This window comes from Enterococcus sp. AZ129, from assembly GCF_051714505.1.
Taxonomy (GTDB): domain Bacteria; phylum Bacillota; class Bacilli; order Lactobacillales; family Enterococcaceae; genus Enterococcus; species Enterococcus faecalis.
Genome location: NZ_JBIORY010000001.1, coordinates 1,626,534 through 1,643,465, shown reverse-complemented (window position 1 = coordinate 1,643,465; position 16,932 = coordinate 1,626,534). Strand labels below are relative to the sequence as shown.

The following is a 16,932-nucleotide window of genomic DNA, read 5'->3' as shown; positions in this document are numbered from 1 at the left end:
AGGGAACAAAAAATGAATATCTTATGGTGGCAGATCTTATTATTAACATTATACGCAGGATACCAAATTTTAGATGAATTACAAATTTATTCTTCATTAAGTGCGCCAGTGTTTGCAGGTCTTTTTGCAGGATTAGTGATGGGGGATATTAAAGCAGGACTTATTATTGGTGGAAGTATGCAATTAACTGTATTAGGAGTTGGGACTTTCGGGGGTGCCTCCAAAATTGATGCTAACTCAGGTACGATTCTTGCCACAGCATTTTCTGTGTCTTTAGGAATGAACCCTGAACAAGCAATCGCTGCTATTGCAGTACCAGTTGCTAGTTTAATGATTCAATTAGACATTTTGGCTCGTTTTGCGAATACCTACTTTGCACATCGGATTGATAAAATGGTCGAAGATATGAACTACAAAGGAATTGAACGTAACTTCTTAATGGGTGCCTTACCTTGGTCTCTTTCTCGAATGATTCCAGTCTTCTTAGCACTTGCTTTTGGTGGTGGTTTAGTACAAAAAGTTGTATCTGTCCTAAATGGCGATTTGAAATGGTTAGGTGATGGCTTGTCTGTTGCTGGGGCGGTCTTACCAGCGGTCGGTTTTGCAATTTTACTACGTTACTTACCAGTGAAAAAACATTTCCCTTATTTAATTCTTGGTTTCACTGTAACTGCTTTACTAGGAACAATCTTTACAAACATGCAACTTTTAGGAACATCTGTTGCTAGCGTTGTGAAAGACTTCAGTGGTGTATTTAACGCACTACCAATGTTAGCAGTCGCTTTAATTGGTTTCGCTTTAGCCGCAATTAGCTACAAAAATGGTCAAATGATTCCGAGTGGGCCAGCAGCCAAAAAAGAACATGCAGCGAATGATTCAGACGAAGGAGAGATTGAAGATGACGAAATCTAATTATAAATTGACGAAAGAAGATTTTAAACAAATTAATCGCAGAAGCTTGTTTACTTTCCAATTAGGTTGGAACTACGAAAGAATGCAAGGATCAGGTTACTTGTATACGATTTTGCCACAATTGCGTAAAATTTATGGGGATGATACGCCTGAATTAAAAGAAGTGATGAAAACACACACGCAATTTTTCAATACTTCAAACTTCTTTAATACGATTATTACAGGGATCGATTTGGCCATTGAAGAAAAAGAAGGCATTGCTGGAAAACAAACAGTTTCAGGTTTGAAAACTGGTTTAATGGGACCGTTTGCAGCAATTGGGGATTCAATTTTCGCAGCTTTAATTCCAACTATTTTTGGGGCGCTAGCTGCTAACATGGCGATTAATGGTAACCCAACTGGTATCTTTATCTGGATTGTTGCTCAAATTGCCGTGATGGTCTTCCGTTGGAAACAATTGGAATTTGCATATCGCGAAGGTATTTCTTTGGTAACAACTATGCAACACCGCTTAACTGCCTTAACAGATGCTGCAACTTTACTAGGGGTCTTCATGGTTGGCGCTTTAGTGGCAACGATGGTTAATGTGAAACTATCATGGGCACCAAGTATTGGGGATGTAACACTTAACATGCAAAATAACTTGGATATGATTTTACCACGTCTACTTCCTGCAGGAATTGTCGGTGGCGTTTATTGGATGCTAGGTAAAAAGAATATGACGTCTACTAAAGCCATTTTTATCGTATTAATTGTCTGTGTCGCATTGTCTGCGTTAGGTGTTATTTCAAAATAAGTAAGACAGGAGAAAATCGATGAGTGAACATTTAGTTTTAGTAAGTCATGGCCGTTTTTGCGAGGAATTGAAAAAAAGTGCGGAGATGATTATGGGACCGCAAGAAACAATTTCCACTGTTGCTTTATTACCAGCAGAAGGTGAAGCTGACTTTTTAGAAAAATTTGAAGCGATTACGGAATCGTTAGAAGATTTTGTTGTCTTTGCTGATCTATTAGGGGGGACACCTTGTAATATTTTATCTAAAAAAATTATGCAAGGTGCTTCGTTTGACTTATATACTGGGATGAATTTACCGATGGTTATCAGCTATGTAAATGCAAGTTTATTAGCGATCGAAGGTGACTATGTTAAGGAATCAGCAGAAAGTATTGTGAAAGTCAACGAATTGCTGCTAAATGTTGCAGTAGATGATGAGGATGAATAATTCTGACTTGTTGTCGTAAGTAATCAAAGTTTTTAAGAGAATGATTTAGAGATGGACGTTCCAAAAATAAAAGAATTTATTTTTGGAACGCCCCTTTAATTGCTAATAATGAAAGCGTGTTCAAAAAATGTTAGGGGGCTGATTTATCAGATGAAACATGGAAAAATAAAACGATTTAGTACATTGACACTATTGGCAAGCGCAACGATTTTAGTACCATTAAGTACGTCTGCAGAAGAAACAACAAACAGCAGCACTGAAACAAGCTCATCAATGGTGGAACCTACCGCAACAGAAGAGAAATTGTGGCAATCTGATTTTCCAGGAGGGAAAATTGGTGAGTGGCAAGATGTGATTGGTAAAACAAATCGAGAATTAGCAGGAGAGTCATTGGCGATTTCACGAGATGCAGCAGCAGGTAATAATGCCGTATCTTTAAATTTAGATTCCCCTAAATTAGCTGATGGTGAAGTAGAAACAAAGTTTAAATACACTGCTGGAAGCGGTCGAACGGGTGTGATTATTCGTGGTAATACCAAAGATAGCTGGGTTTTTGTAGGCTACAACGCGAATGGCAAATGGTTAGTTGAAAGCCCTAATTCGTGGAATGATTCGATTTCTGGGCCAACGTTAAATGAAGATACGAATTATTTGTTGAAAGTACGTTATGTTGGTGAAAAAATTACTATCTGGCTTAACACCACGTTGATTTACGAAGGAGAACCTGTTTTGGCCAACGGAGACAAAATTCCAACAGAAGCCGGACATGTGGGTGTCCGTTTGTGGTACGACAAAAAAATTGTCAATTATGACTATTTTAAAAATGGCCCCGTAGATAGCATTCCAGAAATTGTGCCAGAAGTGACACAAATTGCGCCAGTCAAAGTTTTTACAAAAATTGGTGTCGCACCAAAATTACCGAAACAAGTAAAAGTGACCTATAATACTGGTAAAGAAGCCAATGAAGGAGTCCGTTGGGATGAAATCGATCCTGCTGCATACAAAGAACCAGGAACTTTTGAAGTCGACGGTACTTTGGAAAATACAAACATCAAAGCAAAAGCCAGCATTGTTGTTGCTAAAGACAATGAAGCTGAAAAAGGCGACAAAATCTCTTCCGCAGATTTAACAGCCGTGGTTGATCCACAATTTCCACGAATTATTCGCTACGAAGACCCTCAGAGTAATCAAGTGATTTTTAATGGCCAACACGAGAAAATTGACCAAGTAATGATTGATGGCAAAGCATATAAAGCAACTGCTGAAAAACAAAAGAGTGAAGCAAATCAAGCCGTTTATAACGTAGCTGTCCCAGAAATTGGCCTGCGTTTCACAACGACATTGACTGTTTCCGAAGGCCAAGAATTAGCTATGAAACTCTCAGATATTCGTGAAGAAGGAACCAAAATACACACAATTTCAATTCCAAATCAAGGCTTGATTTCTGTCAATAGTACAGATGAAGGGGCGACTTTTGCTGGCGTTGTGATGAATACTGGGACAAATGCAAATAACGGAAATAAAAATGGAGATACTATCCAAGATTTAACTACAACAAGCCAAGAAGAAACGAAAAAATATATGTATGGTTTCTTAAATACAGCGAATTATGCTGCAAGTTTTTGGACGAACGCCTATGGAGACGGCTCTGTCGATGGTAGTGACAACAATCGAATCCATAAACAAACAAAAGAAGCGGCGACTGGTTTTGTAACAACCTTGTCAAGTGGGGCATGGACCTATCGACCATTTGATGCACCGGAAGATTACACAACTGGAGAAACGCCAGAAGTGAAAGTTAAATTCTCAAAAGATAGCAACGACGACAATCGGGTGGATTGGCAAGATGCGGCAATTGGGTTCCGTTCAATTATGAATAACCCAATGGGTGCGGAAAAAGTCCCTGAATTAGTCAACCAACGGATTCCTTTTAACTTTGCTAGTCAGGCGACGAACCCATTCTTAGTGACGTTAGACGAATCAAAACGCATTTACAATTTAACAGATGGATTAGGACAAATGAATTTACTAAAAGGGTATCAAAATGAAGGACATGATTCTGCGCATCCAGATTACGGTGCTATTGGTCAGCGACCTGGTGGGGAACAAGCGTTGAATCAATTAATTGATGAAGGACATAAATTAAATGCCGTTTTCGGTGTGCATATTAATGACACCGAGTCTTACCCAGAAGCAAAAGGATTTAATGAGGAATTAGTTGATCCAACGAAGCGTGGCTGGGATTGGTTAGATCCGTCTTATTTTATTAAACAAAGACCCGATGCATTGAGTGGTCGTCGCTATGAGCGCTTTAAAGAATTAAAACAAAAAGCACCGAATCTAGATTATATTTATGTTGATGTTTGGGGCAACCAAGGCGAATCAGGTTGGGCAAGTCGTCAACTAAGTAAAGAAATTAATTCACTCGGTTGGTTTACAACCAATGAATTTCCGAATGCTTTAGAGTATGACTCGGTTTGGAACCATTGGTCTGCAGAAAAAGATTACGGCGGTACAACAACGAAAGGCTTTAACAGTACAATCGTTCGTTTTATTCGGAATCATCAAAAAGACACTTGGATTATTTCCGACAACCCTTTGTTAGGTGGAGCTGAATTTGAAGCCTATGAAGGTTGGGTGGGTAAAACCAATTTTAATACCTATCGCCAAAAAACTTTTGCCATTAATGTCCCAACTAAGTTCTTACAACATTACCAAATTACAAACTGGGAAACTACAACAGCAGCAGATGGTCAAATCTATGGCACAATTAAATTAGCGAACGGTGCTGAAAAAGTGAACGTTACTCAAGCAGATGCTAATTCGCCAAGAAGCATTACGTTAAATGAGACAGAAGTTCTAAAAGGTGATGCGTATCTACTGCCTTGGAATGTCAATGGTCAAGACAAACTATATCACTGGAATCCAAAAGGCGGTACCAGCACTTGGTCATTGGATAAGAAAATGCAAGGAAAAACGAATTTACATTTATATGAATTAACAGATCAAGGGCGTATTGACAAAGGCGCAATTGCCACTACAAATAACCAAGTGACCATCCAAGCCGAGGCTAATACACCGTATGTCATTGCTGAACCTGACAGTATTGAACCGATGACATTTGGAACAGGAACACCATTTAAAGATCCTGGATTTAATGAAGCCAATACCTTAAAAAATAACTGGAAAGTTTTCCGAGGTGATGGAGAGGTTAAAAAAGATGCCAACGGTGATTATGTCTTTAGTTCAGAAAAAGAAAGAACCGAAATCAAACAAGATATCAATCTTCCTAAACCAGGAAAATATAGTTTGTATCTAAACACAGAAACACATGATCGTAAAGCCACAGTAACTGTTAAAATTGGTGGTAAAAAATATACGCGGACAGTGAATAATTCGGTTGCCCAAAACTACATTCAGGCAGATATTAACCATACAAGCAGGAAAAATCCGCAGTATATGCAAAATATGCGAATTGATTTTGAAATCCCAGATAATGCCAAAAAAGGCTCGGTGACGTTAGCGGTTGATAAAGGCAATTCCGTTACAAAATTTGATGATTTACGAATTGTTGAGCGTCAAACGGATATCATGAACCCAGACAAACAAACAGTTATTAAGCAAGATTTTGAAGACACACAAGCAGTTGGATTATATCCGTTTGTTAAAGGCTCAGCTGGTGGTGTAGAAGATCCACGGATTCATTTATCAGAAAGAAATGAACCTTACACACAATATGGATGGAATGGAAATCTTGTTTCAGATGTATTAGAAGGCAACTGGTCCTTGAAAGCTCATAAACAAGGAGCAGGATTGATGCTTCAAACAATTCCGCAAAATATTAAATTTGAACCGAACAAGAAATATACGGTCCAATTTGATTATCAAACTGATGGTGAAAATGTCTTTACTGCTGGGACCATTAATGGGGAGTTGAAAAATAACAATGACTTTAAGCCAGTCGGTGAGTTGACTTCGACAGCAGCAGATGGTCAAACCAAGCATTACGAAGCAGAAATAATTGGGGATGCTTCAGGAAACACTACGTTTGGTATTTTTACAACAGGTGCCGATAAAGATTTCATTATGGATAACTTTACGGTCACAGTGGAATCGAAAAAATAAATTTAGTCTATCTAAGCAACTTGGGCTACAAGTTAAACGTACTTGTAGCCCAAGTTGCTTCTTTTATGAAAAGAAGCAAGGTCTAGTGCCTCATTTTTATACTGCAGAATAAACAGACACATTTTTTAAAGTGTCAGGCTTCTTTGTGTATTTCATCAAGAACGAATGGACAAACTTGCCTTTTGCCACAAATCGTTTACAATTACAATGATAGGCATAATTTATTTAGAGGTGAAGTGATTGAAGAAATACAATGTTGATTGGAATTACTGGGTTGTCCGCTTTTTATTTGTAATGGCGCTGATCGTTGGCTATTTATTAATCACGAATTATCAGCACTTTGTCCATAGTGTTTCGGGTTTGTTAGGCATCTTATCCCCATTCATTACTGGGTTTGTGATTGCTTATTTATTGAGTGGAAGTCAGAAAAAAATCGAGGTATTACTAGAAAGAGTACCTTTACCAGTCGTTAAAAAAGCGAAACATGGCTTGAGTGTACTCCTTTTGTACCTGATTATTTTGTTTATTTTTGTTTTGACATTAAACTATATCGTTCCGCTACTCATTAGTAATTTAGTAGATTTAGCAAACTCTTTACCCACTTTTTATGATCACATGGTTCAGTTTGTGATGAGTTTAGAAGATAAAGGGATTTTAAAAACAGCCGCGATTGAAAAATATTTAAATAGTGTCCTTAAAGATTTGTCGCCAGAACGTTTTTTAAATCAATGGACACAAGCGTTATTTTCATTAGGAACGTTGACTAAAAATGTTTCCTCATTCTTTTTAAATGCATTTTTAACGTTGATTATCTCAATTTATGCGCTGGTATTTAAGCAATCTATTTTGACATTTGTTGAAAAGGCTGCCCACAAATTGCTGTCTGAAAAAGTGTACAAGCAAACACAAACCTGGTTAAATACAACGAATAAAATTTTTTATAAATTTATCAGTTGCCAATTTCTTGATGCTTGTATAATTGGCGTTTCATCAACGATTTTGTTAAGTATTTTGAATGTGAAATTTGCTGTGACTTTGGGGATTTTATTAGGTATTTGTAATATGATTCCTTATTTTGGTTCGATTTTTGCGTCAATTGTTGCTGGTGTGATTACGCTTTTCACAGGTGGTGTTACTCAAGCTATTACGGTGTTACTAGTTTTATTAATTTTACAACAAATTGACGGCAATATTATTGGTCCTCGAATTATGGGAGATGCCCTAAATGTCAATCCGATTTTAATTATTGTTTCAATCACGATTGGGGGAGCGTACTTCGGCGTCTTAGGGATGTTTTTAGCAGTTCCTGTTGCTGCAATCATTAAAATTATTGTCTCGGAGTGGCTAAATGAATCAAAAGAAAATGATAAGATTGTAGATTCTATTGAATCCTAAAATAAAACTTTTCGTCTCGCGTTGACGAAAAGTTTTTTAGTGAGAAAGAAAGTTTCATTATTTGGAATTTTTGATATGCTATACTTGAAGTAAATAGAAAATCAAAATTGAGGTGAATAGATGCAGTTTTTAAAAAAATATGGCGGCTATTTTTTAGTTTTAGGGGTCTTACTTGATTTTTTTACACCTTATTATGTCGGATTCAAAGATCAAGGTTACAATCAATTGACAGAAGTAATTAGCTTATTAGGTGATGTGAATAGTCCAGTTAGGGAAAACTTTAATCGGTTAACTATCATTGCGGGAATGTTGATGTTAGCAAGTTTACCTAGGATATATGCTATTTTTTCCAGAAAAACGAAAAAAGGTGCTTGGTTAGTAGTGGCAATGATTGGCGCTTATGGTTTATTTGATTGTATTTTCAGTGGTCTCTTCAGCGTAAACACTTCAAGCGCTGGCACAGTTGCTGCCGCGCTTCATAACGGAGGATCAGCAGTCGGTTATACAGGCTTTTTGTTATTATCGGGCGTCTTAACCATTATCTATAGTAAAGACGGTTCGCAAAAAAATAAAAACCTTTTTGGCTTTTTGTTTATTTTATGTATGCTTGCAGCCGGCTTATATGGCTTAGCAAGGATTCCACAGTTGCAACAGGTAAAACCATTTAATTATTTAGGCTTATGGCAAAGAGTGAGTTCATTTTGTAATTATCTACCAATGCTGGCACTGTGTTTACAAACTAAAACCAATGACAAATTTGATTGAACATTTGTCATTGGTTTTTTACTAGTTAAAATTGTTTGGTAATGACTTAATTATTGGCTACGGTGACTTCACCAGTAACAGTGGCACCATCTTTTTCTAAGTCAGCAGAATCTTTGTATTCTTGTTTATCAAAAGTAATATTGCCATTAACTTTGGTACCATTTAAAGTAAAGCCATTTGCTTTCACCTCAATATCACCTTTGACAGTCCCGTGAACGATGTTGAAATTTTCAGAAGAAACGATTAGCTTAGGAACCGTGATTTCATATTCAGCAGTTACTTTTTTATTATCATCTTGAGAATAAAGCGCTAATTTACGATAGACATCGTTGGAATCTTTCCCCTTATCATGGAAAGTACCAGCAACTGTTACCTCTTTATCAAAAGTGACATTGTCAGTAGCTGCGACAATCCAATTTCCTTTATCACTTAACGCCATTTCGAGTTCTTCAGGCTTGGCACTAATTGAAGCACCAGAGACTACTTCTGTACTTGAATTAGCTGTTTCTTTGCTACTAGAACTACTATCTGTTTTTTTATCAGATGAACAAGCACTAAGCAGCACAAGAGCAGCAGTTGCCGTCAAAACAGTGGTGAGTACTTTAGACATTTTCATGAAAATCCCTCCAAAAAATTTATTTATTTCTTCCTTTATCATAACTGATTCAAAGGGAAATGAGTAATCATACACTCAAAGATTGAGAAGTTTGGTCAACGGGAAATTAGGTTTATTCTCTCAAGAATGTTCAGGAAATATTCAAAGTAATCATTTCTTTTTCAAATGTTCCTTTTCTGTAGTAAGCTAGTAATAGACAGAATTTAAGGAGGAGATTTTGATGCCTTGGAATATGAATGATTATCCTACATCAATGAAAAATTTAGCACCTTTGATTCGGAAAAAAGCGATAGATATTGGCAATGCGTTGCTTGCGGATGGCTACCCTGATGATCGTGCCATTCCAATTGCGATTAGTCAAGCGGAGAAATGGTATCAAGAGGCAAGTGCAGCAGACAAAAAGGCCTTCGAACATGAAGCAAATCCTACGAAACAAGATTCGCATAAACAGGATAAACATGCTGGAAAATTATTAACGGCGGCTGTCAACGTTAAATATAAAGACGACCAATGGTTGGTGATTTCAGACAGCGCTGAAAAAGCAAGCAATACATTTACCCACAAACAAGATGCGGTTGAACGAGCTCAAGAAATTGCTCGGAATAAACAAACAAAGCTGAAAATCTATAAGCAAGATGGGACGTTACAAGAAACCAAAGAGTATACTGAATAATTTTTCGAAACCTTGATATTCCGTTACAATTGAAGAAACGGCTATCAAGGTTTTTTTGCGAGGGAGAAATGGACAAGTAAGAAAAAATAACAAAAGTTAAGAATGAGAATAAGGCTTGCTTTTCTAGTTTTTGGTGGGTACAATTACACTAATTAAGATAAAAAATCAAAATAATTGAGGTGCTACGACAATGGAAAAAGCCAATCTTGATTGGAATAATTTAGGATTTTCTTACATTAAAACGCCCTTTCGTTATATTAGTTATTGGCGAGATGGCAAGTGGGAAGAAGGCACGCTAACAGATAACAATCAGTTAACGATTAGTGAAGGTTCGCCTGCTCTACATTATGGCCAACAATGTTTTGAAGGATTAAAAGCGTATCAATGTGCAGATGGTTCTGTCAATTTGTTTCGTCCAGATGAAAATGCCAAACGGCTACAAAAAAGTTGTGCGCGTCTACTGATGCCACAAGTACCAGTAGAAACCTTTGTTTCTGCATGTCAAGAAGTGGTGAAAGCCAACCTTGCTTATTTACCGCCATATGGAACGGGCGGTACGTTGTATCTTCGCCCTTATATGATTGGTGTCGGCGATAATATTGGTGTAGCACCTGCCAAAGAATACATTTTTTCTATTTTTTGCGTGCCAGTTGGTTCGTATTTTAAAAATGGTTTAGCACCAACCAACTTTATCGTTTCTGACTATGATCGAGCAGCGGGTCGAGGAACTGGGGCCGCTAAAGTGGGGGGCAATTATGCAGCTAGTCTTTTACCAGGTGCAGAAGCACATGAGAAAGAATTTAGTGATTGCATTTATTTAGATCCGTATACGCATACGAAAATTGAAGAAGTTGGTGCAGCTAATTTCTTTGGCATAACCAAAGATGGTACTTTTATTACGCCGAAATCAGCGTCTATTTTGCCAAGTATTACTAAATATTCATTATTGACGCTAGCAAAAGAACGTTTAGGGATGACGGCGCTTGAAGGAGACGTTTACATTGATCGATTAGCGGACTTCTCCGAAGCAGGTGCTTGTGGCACAGCGGCGATTATTTCTCCTATCGGTGGGATTCAAAATGGCACAGATTTCCATGTGTTTTATAGTGAAACGGAAGTTGGACCAGTGACTAAGCAACTATATGATGAACTGGTTGGCATACAGTTTGGTGACAAAGAAGCGCCAGAAGGCTGGATTGTAAAAGTTTAAAGAGACAAAAAAGAGAGAATTCATGCTCTCTTTTTTTGTGTAGAATATTCAGAATTTTCTATAAAAATATTGACTTTGATTCTATTTAAAGGAATAATGGAAGATACAAGATTTAAAAAAGGAGGGAAAGCTATTGCTTATTAAATCAGCAGAATCAGAAGAAATGACGATTTTTTTTGATAAAGAAAACCAACCAAATGCACAAGTTCAAATGGGCATTATTACATTACAACCTGGTGAAAAACGGCCTTTAGCTGGATATGCTCGCCATGAACAGGATGAATATTCTTATGTGATTTCTGGCGAAGCACATACGATTTTAGAAGATGGTCAAGACTTAGTTGGAAAAGCTGGACAAGCCCAATTAATTGAAGCTGGTGAGGGGCACATTAATTATAATGATGGGTTGGAGCCAGCGGTCGTTGTCTGGATGCTTGTGGAAAGGACAGAATAAAAGGGGAGCTGTCTTTCTGTAAGTAAGAGCATAAAAAAATGAAGAGTTATAGGAGAAAGAAGATGAAAAAGTATTTAAAAATCACAATGGTTTGTATTTTATTGGTAGGATTTTTAGCTGGGTGTACCAATAAAAATGAAAATAAAAAGAAACAGAAAAATACCAAAGAAGCCGTTCAACTGATGTCACCCTCGGAATTAACAACGCTCAACACCTCTGTATTATTGGATTTTCCAGATGCTATTGTCCAAACTGCAGCGTTTGAAGGGTTATATAGTTTAGATGAACAAGACCAATTGGTACCAGCCGTAGCAAAAGCATTGCCGATGATTTCAGAAGATGGAAAAACCTACACGATTTCTTTGAGAAAAGAAGCGGTTTGGAGTAACGATGATCCTGTCACAGCACATGATTTTGAATATGCTTGGAAAAAAATGATTGATCCTAAAAACGGATTTGTTTATAGCTTCCTCATCGTTGAAACAATTCAAAATGGTGCAGAAATCTCAGCGGGAAAATTAGCACCCAATGAACTTGGTGTCACAGCTGTGGATGATTATACATTAAAGGTGACGCTCAAAGAGCCAAAACCGTACTTTACGTCCTTGTTAGCTTTTCCTACATTTTTCCCGCAAAATCAAAAAGTAGTCGAACAATTTGGTGCGGACTATGGAACTGCTAGTGATAAAGTCGTCTATAATGGCCCGTTCGTGGTAAAAGATTGGCAGCAAACAAAGATGGACTGGCAACTAGCAAAAAATAATCGCTATTGGGATCGCCAGAACGTGCGCTCAGACATTATCAATTATACGGTTATCAAAGAAACATCTACTGCATTGAATCTTTTTGAAGATGGACAATTAGATGTGGCTACACTAAGTGGTGAACTGGCGCAACAGAATAAAAATAATACGTTGTATCATTCGTATCCAACAGCGACAATGAACTATTTGCGCTTAAATCAAAAACGGAAAGGGCAAGCAACGCCGCTTGCAAACGAAAACCTGCGTAAAGCATTGGCTTTAGGAATAGATAAAGAAAATCTAGTCAATAATATTATTGCAGATGGTTCTAAAGCTTTACATGGTGCGATTACGGAAGGCTTTGTGGCGAATCCCACAACGGGCCTCGATTTTCGTCAAGAAGCAGGTAATTTAATGGTTTATAACAAAGAAAAAGCGCAAAGTTATTGGAAAAAAGCACAAGCAGAATTAGGAGAAAAGGTTAACGTTGAATTGATGGTAACAGATGATGGTTCTTACAAAAAAATTGGTGAAAGTTTGCAAGGCTCGCTGCAAGAACTGTTTCCTGGTTTGACAATAGAGCTAACCGCATTGCCGACTGAAGCTGCATTGAACTTTGGGCGAGAAAGTGACTATGATTTATTCTTAATTTACTGGACACCAGACTATCAAGACCCTATTTCTACCCTGATGACTTTATACAAGGGCAATGATCGCAATTATCAGAACCCTGTCTATGACAAATTATTAGATGAAGCAGCCACAACCTATGCCTTAGAGCCAGAAAAAAGATGGGCGACACTGATTGCAGCTGAAAAAGAAGTGATTGAAACGACTGCTGGCATGATTCCACTTAGCCAAAATGAACAAACAGTCCTGCAAAATGATAAAGTCAAAGGCTTGAATTTTCATACCTTTGGCGCTCCATTAACGTTAAAAAATGTTTATAAGGAAAAATAAAAAGAGAGCCTGGGCTGAAAATCGCTTTTGATTTTCGGCCCAGGTTTAAATCCTGCTTTTTAACCCAAAATTTGTCACCATTTAGCCTTTTCGGGTTTTATCTCGAACGCTTCTGTTCTAATAGTTCAGAATCAGGTGCAGTGTGTGGCTGGGCATATTTTTTCATATATGTCGGCAAGGCTTGACTAATCTTCGTTGGTAAAACAACATAGTCGGTTTTGGCCAAATCATCACCAATGAGACTGTGTAAGTAAACGGCGCTAGCAATGGTTTCAATTGTCGGCTTAAACTGAGCTAAAAAACCAGCAATGATGCCAGCCAAGGTATCCCCAGTTCCGCCAGTAGCCATCCCAGGGTTGCCACCTTTATTTTGAAAAGGTTCTCCTGAGTGGAAAATTGTGGTGCGATGACTTTTTAAAACAATCGTACTGCCTAATTTTGCTTGTTGACGCTGGTTATTTGCCAGTGTTTGTTGCTCGATAGGTAAGTGACTCAAACGTTGCCATTCCATTTGATGAGGTGTGAAAACAACTTTTTCAGGATAGGTAAGGGAAAAATTGCCTTGGCTAAACAGGGTAATCGCTGAGCCATCGATAATTAACCATTGTTGTTTTTGATGTTGGGCGAGTACCATCTTTAATATTTGTTGTGCAGTAGCATCTAAGCCTAAACCTGGACCAATTAAAATAACCTCCGCTTGCTCTACGACGTCCGTCAGAAGGACTGTTTCTTCAAAGCCCACGACCATCGCTTCTGGGCATCTTGCATGTAAAGGCCCGTGATTTTTAACATCAGTAATCACAGTGGTGAGACCAGCGCCACTATTGATACACGCTTCGGTACTCATGATGATGGCTCCGCCGTATTGACGGTTTCCTCCGATTAATACGACACGCCCAAAATTGCTTTTATAAGAGTCGGAGGGGCGTTGAGTGATGACTTCCTCTAAAATGTCCTTGCTTAAATAGCGCATTCTATCACTCCTTTTCTTGGGATTTCTTTGTTCTCAGTATACTACAAGAGCCCCGAAAAAATCAGTTTATTTAATGTTAAAAGTTACTCTATTGAAGGCAATGAGGTGTATAATAAGGACCAGATAAATGAGTTAGGAGAGTGAAACAGATGGAAGAGAAAAAAACATTTTATATGAGTGGCTACGTAGGAATTGCGAGCTTATTAGTTATTTTAATTGCGGGAATTGGTTTATTTATTTATGGAGCGAGTCATACCAATGGAGTTCTTGTTGTTTTAGGTATTATTTTGTTAATTGGGGCTATTTTATTTTTAAGTTCCTTAACTATTGTTAGTCCCAACCAGGCGAAAGCTATTTTATTTTTTGGTCGTTACTTAGGTACGATTAAAGAAAATGGGTTGTTTATTACCATTCCATTTACGCAAAAAATGAACATTTCTTTGAAAGTACGAAATTTCAATAGTTCTCTATTAAAAGTCAATGACTCTGACGGGAATCCAATCGAAATCTCTGCGGTCATCGTTTTTCGGGTAGTCGATACAGCTAAGGCGTTATTTAATGTCGATTATTATCAAGACTTTGTGGAAATTCAAAGCGAAACGGCAATCCGGCATGTAGCAACACAATATCCTTATGACACTTTTTCAGATAATGATGTAACTCTGCGAGGAAATACCGAACAAATTTCCGAGGAGTTAACCAAAGAATTGCAAGAACGCTTAGCAGTGGCTGGTGTAGAGGTTATCGAAACACGGTTGAATCATTTAGCTTATGCAACTGAAATAGCTAGCTCCATGTTGCAAAGACAGCAAGCAAAAGCAATCTTAGCGGCTCGACAAACAATTGTTGAAGGTGCGGTAAGCATGACACAAATGGCCTTAGAACAGATTGAAGAAGGGCAAGAAATTAATTTTACCGATGAACGAAAAGTACAACTTATTAATAATTTACTAGTCTCAATCATTACTGATAAGGGCACACAACCAGTTATTAATACAGGCGACGTTTCTTCTTAAAGAGGAAGCAACGCTAAAAATAGCAAAAAAGAGTCATCTTTCCGATGGCTCTTTTTTTTGATAAACACGAACATTATATAATTTTAATCTATAATATTTCGGTTTTTCTTTGACATCTCTTTTTCTCATTGTTAGAATAACAGTGAAAAAAGGCGGAAGGAGTTATTACATTCATGAAACCGTTAGTCGCTGTGATTATGGGAAGTACCTCAGACTGGGCAACGATGAAAGTTGCTTGTCTTGTGTTGGAAGAGTTGGAAATTCCTTATGAAAAACGAGTGATATCAGCACATAGGACCCCTGATTTGATGTTTCGTTTTGCAGAGGAATCACGAACAAAAGGATTGAAGGTTATTATTGCTGGCGCAGGCGGAGCGGCTCATTTACCAGGGATGGTAGCTGCAAAGACAACCTTACCTGTCATTGGTGTTCCAGTTAAAACACGAACATTAAACGGTATTGATTCACTGTTGTCTATTGTGCAGATGCCAGGGGGAGTTCCTGTAGCAACAACTGCGATTGGCTCAGCAGGTGCTACCAATGCTGGGTTATTAGCTGCAGAAATACTAAGTATTGATGATTTACAGTTAGCAGAAAGAATCCAAGCAAGACGACAATCATTGGAAAAAGCGGTTATGGAAAGTGGGGAACAACTTGAATAAACCTTTAAAAGTCGGAGCAACTATTGGCATTATAGGTGGGGGACAGTTAGGGCGAATGCTAGTCATGAGTGGTAAAAAAATGGGTTTCCAAATGATTGTGTTGGACCCAACGCTCAATAGTCCAGCTGGTCAAGTAGCTGACCGTCAAATTGTGGCAGCCTTTGATCAGATATCTGCTTTAACTGAACTAGCAGAGTTATGCGATGTGATCACCTATGAATTTGAAAATATTGAAGCGGCCTCCCTAGAAAAGGCCATTACACTAGAAAAGTTGCCACAAGGAACAGAATTGTTAAAAATTACTCAAAATCGATTGCTTGAAAAAACGTTTCTTCAATCGATTGGCTGTAAGATTGCCCCTTTTGCGGAAGTGAAAAGTCAGAAAGAGCTGCCACAAGCAACAGAAAAGATTGGTTTTCCATGTGTCTTAAAAACTATTCAAGGTGGATACGATGGAAAAGGACAGGTCGTCTTAAAATGCGAAGAGGATTTCTCCCAAGCGACTGAATTATTAGCTAACGCCACTTGTGAATTAGAAAAGTGGGTGCCTTTCACTAAAGAACTTTCAATCATCGTTGCAGGGAATAAGCATGGTTACCAAAGCTTTCCTGTATCTGAAAACATTCATCGAAAGAATATCTTGCATGAATCAATTGTGCCAGCTCGAATTTCTGAGAATGTGCAACAAAAAGCAGCGGAATTGGCGCAACACATTGCTGAGGAATTAAATTTATCTGGGGTTTTAGCTATCGAACTGTTTTTAACAGATTCAGAAGAGTTGTACGTCAATGAATTAGCGCCACGGCCTCATAACTCAGGCCATTACTCTATTGAAGCTTGCTCATTTAGTCAATTTGATGCGCATATTCGAGGAATTAGCAATTGGGGCATTGGGTTACCCCAGTTACTTCAACCAGTGGTTATGGTGAATCTCTTAGGCGAACACTTAGAAAAAAGCTACCAGTTATGCACGTCAAAACCCACTTGGCAAGTCCATTACTATGGGAAAGCCGAATCAAAAGTTGGCAGAAAAATGGGCCACGTCACCATTACAACACCTTGCTTATCAGAAACGTTAAAGGAAATTGAGACTGTTGGTATTTGGAACGTAACTTAATAAATGCTTGCTCCAAGCAAGTTTTTTATTTTTATATTCGATAAACACGAACGATTATTGTTTTTTTGTAATTAATGTAAGTTTTTGT

The 16,932-nt window shown here is 38.0% G+C and carries 15 protein-coding genes; 13 read left to right on the top strand and 2 right to left on the bottom strand.

The features are described from left to right. The first annotated feature begins 12 nt into the window (after window positions 1-12). The 6 genes from IGJ90_RS08235 to IGJ90_RS08210 all read left to right on the top strand — a co-directional run bounded on the left by IGJ90_RS08235 (window position 13) and on the right by IGJ90_RS08210 (window position 8,420). Window positions 13-912, top strand: a complete 900-nt coding sequence (locus tag IGJ90_RS08235) for a PTS mannose/fructose/sorbose/N-acetylgalactosamine transporter subunit IIC (RefSeq protein WP_002357253.1) — start codon at window positions 13-15, stop codon at window positions 910-912. Beyond that, window positions 899-1,708, top strand: coding sequence for a PTS system mannose/fructose/sorbose family transporter subunit IID (locus IGJ90_RS08230; RefSeq protein WP_002357254.1), 810 nt, complete (start codon window positions 899-901; stop codon window positions 1,706-1,708). Before IGJ90_RS08235 ends, IGJ90_RS08230 begins: the two co-directional genes overlap by 14 nt. 19 nt (window positions 1,709-1,727) lie before the next feature. Continuing rightward, window positions 1,728-2,135 (top strand): PTS sugar transporter subunit IIA, encoded by a 408-nt coding sequence (locus IGJ90_RS08225; RefSeq protein ID WP_002366829.1) that lies wholly within the window; start codon window positions 1,728-1,730, stop codon window positions 2,133-2,135. Window positions 2,136-2,285: 150 nt separating this feature from the next. Continuing rightward, window positions 2,286-6,260: an endo-alpha-N-acetylgalactosaminidase family protein gene (locus IGJ90_RS08220; protein ID WP_025186634.1), complete on the top strand. Its 3,975-nt coding sequence runs from the start codon at window positions 2,286-2,288 to the stop codon at window positions 6,258-6,260. Between the two features lie 240 nt (window positions 6,261-6,500). Beyond that, window positions 6,501-7,655, top strand: a complete 1,155-nt coding sequence (locus IGJ90_RS08215; RefSeq protein ID WP_010708161.1) for an AI-2E family transporter — start codon at window positions 6,501-6,503, stop codon at window positions 7,653-7,655. 120 nt (window positions 7,656-7,775) lie between these two features. Next, the gene (locus tag IGJ90_RS08210; protein ID WP_002366827.1) at window positions 7,776-8,420 is read left to right on the top strand and encodes a DUF998 domain-containing protein; all 645 of its coding nucleotides are present in this window, start codon (window positions 7,776-7,778) and stop codon (window positions 8,418-8,420) included. Window positions 8,421-8,466: 46 nt separating this feature from the next. Here IGJ90_RS08210 and IGJ90_RS08205 read toward each other — a convergent pair whose 3' ends face one another. Then, entirely contained in the window at window positions 8,467-9,078 is a 612-nt protein-coding gene (locus IGJ90_RS08205; RefSeq protein WP_002382413.1) for a lipoprotein, read from the bottom strand. Window positions 9,079-9,256: 178 nt separating this feature from the next. On the opposite strand from IGJ90_RS08205, the gene IGJ90_RS08200 reads away from it, so the two are divergent. The 4 genes from IGJ90_RS08200 to IGJ90_RS08185 all read left to right on the top strand — a co-directional run bounded on the left by IGJ90_RS08200 (window position 9,257) and on the right by IGJ90_RS08185 (window position 13,076). Then, on the top strand, window positions 9,257-9,709 hold the full coding sequence (locus IGJ90_RS08200; RefSeq protein WP_002366824.1) for a DUF2188 domain-containing protein: 453 nt from the start codon (window positions 9,257-9,259) through the stop codon (window positions 9,707-9,709). Window positions 9,710-9,899: 190 nt separating this feature from the next. Further along, window positions 9,900-10,919 carry a branched-chain amino acid aminotransferase gene (locus IGJ90_RS08195; protein ID WP_002366823.1) on the top strand — a complete coding sequence of 340 codons (1,020 nt, stop codon included), beginning with the start codon at window positions 9,900-9,902 and terminating at the stop codon, window positions 10,917-10,919. A gap of 133 nt (window positions 10,920-11,052) precedes the next feature. After that, window positions 11,053-11,373 (top strand): cupin domain-containing protein, encoded by a 321-nt coding sequence (locus IGJ90_RS08190; RefSeq protein ID WP_002357264.1) that lies wholly within the window; start codon window positions 11,053-11,055, stop codon window positions 11,371-11,373. Between the two features lie 62 nt (window positions 11,374-11,435). Next, window positions 11,436-13,076, top strand: a complete 1,641-nt coding sequence (locus tag IGJ90_RS08185; protein ID WP_002366821.1) for a peptide ABC transporter substrate-binding protein — start codon at window positions 11,436-11,438, stop codon at window positions 13,074-13,076. Between the two features lie 97 nt (window positions 13,077-13,173). Here the strand turns inward: IGJ90_RS08185 and IGJ90_RS08180 are convergent, their stop codons facing one another. Further along, window positions 13,174-14,049: an NAD(P)H-hydrate dehydratase gene (locus IGJ90_RS08180; RefSeq protein ID WP_002366819.1), complete on the bottom strand. Its 876-nt coding sequence runs from the start codon at window positions 14,047-14,049 to the stop codon at window positions 13,174-13,176. A 149-nt stretch (window positions 14,050-14,198) separates the two neighbouring features. Between IGJ90_RS08180 and IGJ90_RS08175 the strand changes: the two genes are divergently transcribed. From IGJ90_RS08175 to purK, 3 genes are all read left to right on the top strand, one after another. Further along, on the top strand, window positions 14,199-15,065 hold the full coding sequence (locus IGJ90_RS08175) for an SPFH domain-containing protein (protein WP_002366818.1): 867 nt from the start codon (window positions 14,199-14,201) through the stop codon (window positions 15,063-15,065). Between the two features lie 173 nt (window positions 15,066-15,238). Beyond that, complete coding sequence (gene purE, locus IGJ90_RS08170) at window positions 15,239-15,727, top strand: 5-(carboxyamino)imidazole ribonucleotide mutase (RefSeq protein WP_002366817.1); 489 nt, start codon at window positions 15,239-15,241, stop codon at window positions 15,725-15,727. Next, window positions 15,720-16,844, top strand: coding sequence for a 5-(carboxyamino)imidazole ribonucleotide synthase (gene purK / locus IGJ90_RS08165; RefSeq protein WP_002366816.1), 1,125 nt, complete (start codon window positions 15,720-15,722; stop codon window positions 16,842-16,844). Before purE ends, purK begins: the two co-directional genes overlap by 8 nt. Window positions 16,845-16,932 lie beyond the last annotated feature (88 nt).

Excerpts from the sequence above, each read along its gene's own strand:
- IGJ90_RS08235 (WP_002357253.1), top strand. The coding sequence starts at position 13 with ATGAATATCTTATGGTGGCAGATCTTATTATTAACATTATACGCAGGA.
- IGJ90_RS08230 (WP_002357254.1), top strand. The coding sequence starts at position 899 with ATGACGAAATCTAATTATAAATTGACGAAAGAAGATTTTAAACAAATT.
- IGJ90_RS08225 (WP_002366829.1), top strand. The coding sequence starts at position 1,728 with ATGAGTGAACATTTAGTTTTAGTAAGTCATGGCCGTTTTTGCGAGGAA.
- IGJ90_RS08220 (WP_025186634.1), top strand. The coding sequence starts at position 2,286 with ATGAAACATGGAAAAATAAAACGATTTAGTACATTGACACTATTGGCA.
- IGJ90_RS08210 (WP_002366827.1), top strand. The coding sequence starts at position 7,776 with ATGCAGTTTTTAAAAAAATATGGCGGCTATTTTTTAGTTTTAGGGGTC.
- IGJ90_RS08205 (WP_002382413.1), bottom strand. The coding sequence starts at position 9,078 with ATGATAAAGGAAGAAATAAATAAATTTTTTGGAGGGATTTTCATGAAA.
- IGJ90_RS08200 (WP_002366824.1), top strand. The coding sequence starts at position 9,257 with ATGCCTTGGAATATGAATGATTATCCTACATCAATGAAAAATTTAGCA.
- IGJ90_RS08195 (WP_002366823.1), top strand. The coding sequence starts at position 9,900 with ATGGAAAAAGCCAATCTTGATTGGAATAATTTAGGATTTTCTTACATT.
- IGJ90_RS08185 (WP_002366821.1), top strand. The coding sequence starts at position 11,436 with ATGAAAAAGTATTTAAAAATCACAATGGTTTGTATTTTATTGGTAGGA.
- IGJ90_RS08180 (WP_002366819.1), bottom strand. The coding sequence starts at position 14,049 with ATGCGCTATTTAAGCAAGGACATTTTAGAGGAAGTCATCACTCAACGC.
- IGJ90_RS08175 (WP_002366818.1), top strand. The coding sequence starts at position 14,199 with ATGGAAGAGAAAAAAACATTTTATATGAGTGGCTACGTAGGAATTGCG.
- purE (WP_002366817.1), top strand. The coding sequence starts at position 15,239 with ATGAAACCGTTAGTCGCTGTGATTATGGGAAGTACCTCAGACTGGGCA.